Raw genomic sequence first — 7,472 nt, forward strand, 5'->3', positions numbered from 1 at the left:
GGAAGGATTCTGGGGAATACTTAAATGTGAGATATATCATTATGGCAAGAAATATGAAACAAGAGAGGAATTAGAAGCGGCAATAAAAGAATGGATAAGATATTACAGTCATGAAAGATATCAAAGAAGATTTGGTGTGAAAACACCTTATGAAGTAAGAAGTGAAGCATCATGCAATGAGAATCCAGTTCAGTATCCAATACCTGAGAACAAGGCGATACAGAAATATAAGGCGGCACATTATGCATAAAAAAATGCCAGCCACTACGTGGCTGGCATGGGTACATGTTTTTAATTATTTCACCTGTCTACTTGACAGGGGCGCATCAAATGCAGGGTGTTTTTGTTATTTACATAAAATTTACAGAGTGGAACTGTGCTAGAATTGAAAATATCAACCAAATGGTTTATAGTGTAATAAGTTGAGGTGCTTTTTAGACATGTAGGATAATGATGAAGACATCCGATATGATTAAAGAATTATGTAATAAAAAATATAAGTCTTTTGGAATTTGCCAGACGGATAGGGCAGAATCCACAGAACTTTGGTAAGAAACTGATACGAGATACAGTTACTCTTGAGGAGTTGAAACAGATAGCTGATGTGATGGAAGTTCCCTTTGAGCAATCATCTATCTTCCCGGATAGAGAACAGATAAAAACAAGTAATGAATAGGCGGTGAGTAGCATGGATACTGTGGATCTGATTATTAAATCATCAACAGAATTTTATAATGATTTGAAGGTTGATGAGAATGGTCGATATCGTTCTTGGGAACACTGCTATTCACATTTCATAAAAGCACGAGGGAGCCAAGAGATTGATTATGATTATCTGAGTTTACAACTAGCTTTTTATTTAGCAAGTTGGGGAATGTATCGTGGCTCATCATTTTTGCTACAAAAGGATTATAAAGTACATATTCCAGTAGTAAAAGAACTGTTAAATGAAAAATATGATATTTTAGCTGGAATTGACTGTATCGGTTTCAAAGATGATAGCAACCAAAAGTTACTGCAGGATATAAATTCGTTTTTAGAGCAGTATTACGATAAAATCAGGCACAAAGTAAAAGGACAAGAACTGAAAAATCAGTTATCTTTTACACTAATCACGAAAATACTTATGGGAACACTTGGCTGTGTTCCAGCATATGATAGATATTTTATTGCAGGAATAAAGAATCAGAAGGTCGCAACCGGTAATTACAACTTGAAATCCATTATGCAGCTTGTCGATTTTTACGAAAAAAATTCCGCTCGATTTGAACCAGTTAGAGAGAAAATGAAAGTTGAAGGTACGCCATATCCACAGATGAAGATGATTGATATGGGATTTTGGCAGGTTGGTTTGGAGTTGGATACAAATAAGAGAATACAGACAGCTCACTAGGAGGTAGAATCATGGAATATACACCAATGGAAAAGGATGTTCTTGCTATGATGCAGAGAACTGATTTTAAGAATATATCAAAAGGTGATGTGATTAGTTTTGCATCAAAGATAGGCGAACTTCGTCCTTAAGTGGCCAAAGAAGTGCTTGCACAGTTTCCTGAATTTATTGGATTAATGAAATCTTCACTAACTGAATACGAATAATACGATTCAAATAATTTGAAGAATCAATTTACATTTAAAGTGACGTACAACACGATGGCAGAAAGTATATTCAAGAAATAAAGATTTATGAGGATAGGTTCAAAGTTTGTTTCAAAGCAGGGATTGAATTGGATATTCCGAGATAACAAGAATTTGTAAGGGCAGCAGGCTTAGGCTTGGCTGCCTTTTTTAGATTGATTTTATTCGTGGTTTGGAATATAATATCGTTAAATTGGATTGTGTGTTATTTGTATTATAAGAGAGGACTATATGAAATATTTATCAATACGACAAACATCTGAAAAATGGGGTATCTCCATCAGAAGAATACAAGTTTTATGTGCAGAAAATAGAATTCCAGGTGCAACAAAGATTGGTTCCTATTGGGCTATTCCGGCTGATGCAGAAAAACCCAATGATGAGCGTATCAAGAGTGGAAAATACATTAAGGAAAAATAAGATGCAGAGCGTGATAAAACTATTTAAGTGTAGGTGGATATAGATATGGCTGAGATAAAAAGTATAAATGAATTACTAAAGATGGAGATTGATATTCCTGACTATCAAAGGCCATACAAGTGGACGATTCAAAATATTGAGGAGCTTCTTGGTGATATTAGTACAGCAATCAATCAAGCAGGACTGTATAGAACTCCCTTCAAGTACAGGGTAGGAACCATTATTCTTCATGAGAATGAACATGGAATATTTGATGTTGTGGATGGACAACAGAGGATAATATCACTTCTTCTTATAAAACAATGCATAGAGACAGGGGTTAAGTGTCCTATTTCCAAGAAGAAATTTTCCAATAAAATAACTCAAACTAATATCCATGATAATTATATGTTCATTCGCGAATGGTTTTCACTAAAGAATAAAGATGATAAGAAGAATTTTATTCGTGCATTTGATGAAATATTAGAGGTTGTGGTAATCAGTGTCGAAAAGGTATCTGAGGCTTTTCAGTTATTTGATTCACAGAATACCAGAGGAAAGTCTCTTGATCCGCATGACCTATTGAAAGCATATCATCTGCGAGAGATGAAAAAGTATCCATATGAGATGGAACATGCGGTTACTAAGTGGGAATCAAAAGACACAAATCAAATTAGAGAGCTTTTCGATTTGTTTCTGTTCCCTGTTTGGAACTGGTCACGCGGATTAAAAAGCAAGCCTTTTACGGCAAAGGAAATTGATACTTATAAAGGTATACCGGAATCATCAACGTATTCATATGCAAGACGTGCAAGTAAAGCAATGCCGTGTTTCCAAATTACGGAGACATTTATTTCAGGAAATGATTTTTTTGAAATGGTAGATCATTACCTATACTTGATACACGATATTAAGAAAGAAATATTTAATAATCAAGATTTTGCGGAAATTAAGTCTATTATCTGCAATGGCAAAGAAGTATCTAGTATTAAAGAAATGGACTCTGTAAAATATGGATCTGCAGGTTTTGTCTATGCTCGCAACCTGTTTTATTGCGCGTTGCTTTGCTATTATGATAAGTTCCACAACTTTGATGAAATGGCGGTAAAGAAGTTATTCACCTGGGCTTTTATGATTCGAGTAGATATGGAAAACTTAGGGTTCGATAGCATCAATAAATATGCCATTGGCGATGATGACAACTCTAGATATACAAATGCAGTTGCGATGTTCTCAAAGATCAGTTTTGCTCGATTGCATAATGAGATTTCCAGTCTGCAGATAAAGGTAAAGCGAGATCCGGACAGAGCTAATCATGATAAGTGGAACGATCTTTATAAGAAACTAAAGATTATGAATGGATTGATGGAGGTGTCAAATGAGTGATTTAGTTACTGAACTTCATATTGTCGGTGATGACAACAATATCTTTGATACCGATATGGAGTATATTATTCCCCTTTATCAGCGTGCGTATGCCTGGGAGGATAAGCAGCTTGTCCAGTTGATTGAGGACATCAACGATGTTGCTGATGATGCGAGTTATTACATTGGTGCATTGATTGTTTCAAGACAGGGAAATAAGTTCGAGGTCGTAGATGGGCAGCAGCGCTTGACGTCACTGTATCTTTTGTTGAATTGCCTTGGCTATGAAGTGCAGAATACTTTGACATTTGCCTGTAGAGATAAATCGAATTATACCCTTCAGAACATTCAGGAACTGATTCAGATGAACCTCAGTAAATTGGATATGGATCGAATTGAGTCTGGTATTCAGAGTGGTATAAAAATCCTTATGCAGGAAATGCAGAGGGAAGGATTTGATAAAGACGAATTTTGTGAAAAACTTTCACATGTAGTTGTTTATCGGATAGAAGTGCCAGAAAACACGGATCTGAATCGCTATTTTGAGATTATGAATACTCGTGGCGAGCAGCTTGAGCAGCACGATATTTTGAAGGCGACACTGATGAGCTATCTCAAAGATGAAAAAGACAAAGCAATATTTGCTAAGATCTGGGATGCCTGCAGTGACATGACCAGTTATATTCAGATGCATTTTATCAGTAAGGGAAACGAAGTACGTGAGGCTATTTTCGGAGGGTACTGGAATGATATGCCTCCGAAGAGTTGGACTAACTATAAGAAAGAAATCAAAGAAAATTCCCTGAATGGTGTTGGCCACACTATAGAGGAAATCATAAATGTTGATTTCCAGGTGGATACTGACGATGGGTATTTGGATGATGATATCCGAGTAAGATTTGAAAGTGTTATTGAGTTCCCGTATTTTCTCATCCATACATTGAAGGTTTATATTGCGATTAAAGGCATTTCACATGAAAATGCTGGATCAAAGATCATAGATGAATTGCTCGACGATAAGAAACTCATCGAAAGCTTTAATCGTGTTACGACATATGGAGTGAATGATAAGGGCAGAATTGCAGATAACAAAGAGAACTTTTCAAGAGAGTTTATTATTTGCCTTTTGCGGACAAGGTTCTTGTTCGATAAGTACATTGTAAAAAGAGAGTATGCGAACGAGAATGCCGACAGAGAATGGAGTCTCAAATCACTTTATGTTTCCGGCCAGCAATCCAAAAAGAAACCATATTATCGGAATACCTTGTTTACTCGAAAAGGAGAGCATAACAAGGAAAAGAGAAGTAACGATCGCAACAAGCGAAACATAATGCTTCAGTCAGCGCTGCGTGTTTCTTATACTTCTCCAAAAGTAATGCACTGGATAACACAGCTATTGATTTGGCTTTCTAAAGATAACTATTCAAATGCTCTGAGCAATGATTTGTCTGAGTTCAGTGATGCTATTGAGGAGATTGCAAAGAATGCAGTGCGTGAACAGTTCTTTGATGTTTGCGAAGATGGTGTATACGCAATGGGAGTAAATACTCCTCATATTGTATTTAATTATTTGGATTACCTTCTGTGGATGTCCGAGCCAAAAAAGTACGACGACTTTACATTTGAATTTAGAAATTCAGTGGAACATTGGTATCCACAGAATCCATCAGAAGGAACTTTCGAATCGTGGACGGATGGAGTGGATCAATTTGGAAACCTCTGTATTATTCAGAGAAACGTAAATTCGAAGTTTTCTAACATGTCACCGGAAGCCAAGAAGAGCACGTTTAAGGAAATGATTTCGAAGGGCAGTATAAAACTTCGATTAATGAGTGAACTTACTGAAAAGGATGACGGCAAGGCTGCTAGTCTGTACTGGAAAGATTCTCTGTATAAGGAGCACGAGGAACATATGATTGACATGCTTTGTAGAGCGTGTTATCCGGAAGAAGAATGAATTTCTAGAAAGTTTATTAAATTTGGAGGTGCATTATAGCATTTAATCATGGATTAAAAATAGGGCAAATACTAAAAAAGGGCAGATATTGTTGATATATTCAAATGCGGGAATATGGTGAGATGTTCAAAGACTACGAATACTTTGGTTATTGTCTCAGACTACACAAAAGGAATCTATCACGATAAGTGAATTGGTGGAGATCTTCATTACACTGGTATGGATAAAGATGGAGACCAGGATAATAATTGGGCCTAGAATGCTACGCTTGCAGCATGCGGTTAAATTGGCTTCGATGTCCACCATTTCGAAGTAATGGATGCAGGCGAGTATGTGTACTGCGGAAGGATAGAGCTTGTTGATAAACCTCAAACCGAAACTCAGCCTGGCGAGGATGAGTTCCTCGTAAAGTTTGGATGTTTCCTATCTGTTCGGTGCCTGATAATGATGTAAAGAAATCGGCTATGTTTGTATTTAAGGATATGGAAGAATTCAAAGCGCGAGGTAAGTACGAGAACGGTGATCTTGTAATCAATAAAGAACAGGCAGAAGTTGTTAAGTTGATTTTTGATTTGTATCTTGGTGGTAAAAGAATATTAGGTATTGTTAAGGAACTTAAAGATAGAAATATTAAATCTTCAACAGGCAAAGATAACTGGCCAAAACGCTCTGTAGAAGAAATGCTGAGGGTTCACTACTGTTAGGTATTACGATATACTGCAATAAAAAGAGTGAGGTGATTGCTATAATGAATGAATATTTTCTGATAAAACAACGTAATATGGAAGAAGAACTAGCTTGTGTTGATGAGACAGCTCCTATATGGAAGTATTACCATCAGGAAGAAGATGCGATAATGAACATTTGTATGGAAAATTTCATTTCATGCTTTCTACAGGGGAAAGCGTTAGTGATAGAAACCCCTGTCAGTACTTGGAAGATAATCACTAACGGACAGAAGAAATCCATGTTTCTTTATCATCGCAATGAAATGGAAACAGATGAGATTGACAATCCTAACGCTCTGATTCCGAATTATCATTCGCAGTCATGCAGACGGAACACTATTGTTGAATACCTTGAGTACATAATTGCGCATGATTTTTACAGGGAGAAAAATCCTGTAAAATATTCAGCTAAAAGTAAACCTAATTCTCAAAAAGGAACTAAACGACATAAGAAAGAGATGAAGAAGGCAAAAGCTCGTAAAAAAAGATATGAGACAAAACGTGTGATGGACTTGATTGATCAATTAGGGCAGGAAAATATAGAAAAGTAACTTTCCGCCAGCAGATTCGTAGCTTTAAATTGTAAAGGATAAAATAAAAATGTAGGTAAAACACAACATCATGATGGAAAACCTACAATTTCGTATTCTAGAACTAGAAGTTATTACAGTAATAATTCTAGTTTTTTATTTTATCTAAAAGTGATATCATATCAATGAAGAGAAGTTAATTATTATAACTTGAGACATCCATAAGGTAAGCTCGTAAACAACCATTGATAGCGATGACTATTAATGTATCGTTATTCTGTATAAATGCAGTCTATGTGGTCGTATAGCAGAGTGATAAATCGGAATTTGAAGAGGTGATAAGATGGATTTTAGACAAGCTGTCATGGAAGATTTGCCACAGTTAAAAGATATGTATAAACAAATTATTCAAAACATGAATAAACAGAAAATTCAGATTTGGGACGATATTTATCCATGTGAATTTTTTGAGGAAGATATAAAAAATAATCAACTCTATATTTTGCTTAACAATGATGAAATAGTATCAGCATTTGTTTTGTCTAATACAAACTCAGGAGAAACTGCAGTTAAATGGAATGATAAGTGTGAAACAAAAATCAATCAAAACGTATAAAAAAAGACAAACTTAAAAATAAGTTTGAATAATTTAGAAAAAATAGAATAATTGAATATTATGGTTTAGTTAATTTAGAAACGTCAAAACCTGATTTCTTAAGAAACTCTATCGCTGATTCTTCTGTTAAAACTTGTTGCTTTATAGGTGGCTTAGGATTTTTAAATGATTCATAATCTGAAGGATTAAATGTCTCTCCAGTAAGAATCATATGGTATATACTGACAAGCATCATTCTT

Annotated in this window: 8 protein-coding genes and 2 pseudogenes; 9 read left to right on the forward strand and 1 reads right to left on the reverse strand. The window is 35.4% G+C overall.

The genetic code is table 11. The features are described from left to right. The 9 genes and pseudogenes from EAI80_RS10915 to EAI80_RS10970 form a co-directional block, all read left to right on the forward strand. Positions 1 to 250: IS3 family transposase (locus EAI80_RS10915; protein WP_153188261.1), on the forward strand; the 250-nt coding region annotated here is incomplete at its 5' end. A 203-nt stretch (positions 251 to 453) separates the two neighbouring features. Continuing rightward, a pseudogene (locus EAI80_RS10925) lies at positions 454 to 676 on the forward strand (helix-turn-helix transcriptional regulator). Positions 677 to 688: 12 nt separating this feature from the next. Beyond that, positions 689 to 1,393 (forward strand): hypothetical protein, encoded by a 705-nt coding sequence (locus EAI80_RS10930; protein WP_129982041.1) that lies wholly within the window; start codon positions 689 to 691, stop codon positions 1,391 to 1,393. A gap of 476 nt (positions 1,394 to 1,869) precedes the next feature. Then, a complete protein-coding gene (locus EAI80_RS10940) occupies positions 1,870 to 2,058 on the forward strand; it encodes a DNA-binding protein (protein ID WP_129982042.1) in 189 nt (62 codons plus the stop codon). A 45-nt stretch (positions 2,059 to 2,103) separates the two neighbouring features. Then, complete coding sequence (locus EAI80_RS10945) at positions 2,104 to 3,423, forward strand: DUF262 domain-containing protein (RefSeq protein ID WP_129982043.1); 1,320 nt, start codon at positions 2,104 to 2,106, stop codon at positions 3,421 to 3,423. Then, entirely contained in the window at positions 3,416 to 5,359 is a 1,944-nt protein-coding gene (locus EAI80_RS10950) for a DUF262 domain-containing protein (protein ID WP_129982044.1), read from the forward strand. The genes EAI80_RS10945 and EAI80_RS10950 overlap by 8 nt, the downstream gene beginning before the upstream one ends. A 464-nt stretch (positions 5,360 to 5,823) precedes the next feature. Continuing rightward, positions 5,824 to 6,063 (forward strand): recombinase family protein, encoded by a 240-nt coding sequence (locus EAI80_RS13655; RefSeq protein ID WP_161220341.1) that lies wholly within the window; start codon positions 5,824 to 5,826, stop codon positions 6,061 to 6,063. A gap of 44 nt (positions 6,064 to 6,107) precedes the next feature. Further along, positions 6,108 to 6,638 (forward strand): hypothetical protein, encoded by a 531-nt coding sequence (locus EAI80_RS10965; protein ID WP_129982047.1) that lies wholly within the window; start codon positions 6,108 to 6,110, stop codon positions 6,636 to 6,638. Positions 6,639 to 6,960: 322 nt separating this feature from the next. Then, positions 6,961 to 7,233 (forward strand): hypothetical protein, encoded by a 273-nt coding sequence (locus EAI80_RS10970; RefSeq protein ID WP_238634579.1) that lies wholly within the window; start codon positions 6,961 to 6,963, stop codon positions 7,231 to 7,233. A 58-nt stretch (positions 7,234 to 7,291) separates the two neighbouring features. On the opposite strand, the pseudogene EAI80_RS13490 reads toward EAI80_RS10970, so the two are convergent. After that, a pseudogene (locus EAI80_RS13490) lies at positions 7,292 to 7,472 on the reverse strand (hypothetical protein); the annotation flags it as partial.

The sequence above is a fragment of the Catenibacterium sp. co_0103 genome (assembly GCF_004168205.1).
Classification (GTDB): Bacteria; Bacillota_I; Bacilli_A; order Erysipelotrichales; family Coprobacillaceae; genus Catenibacterium; species Catenibacterium mitsuoka_A.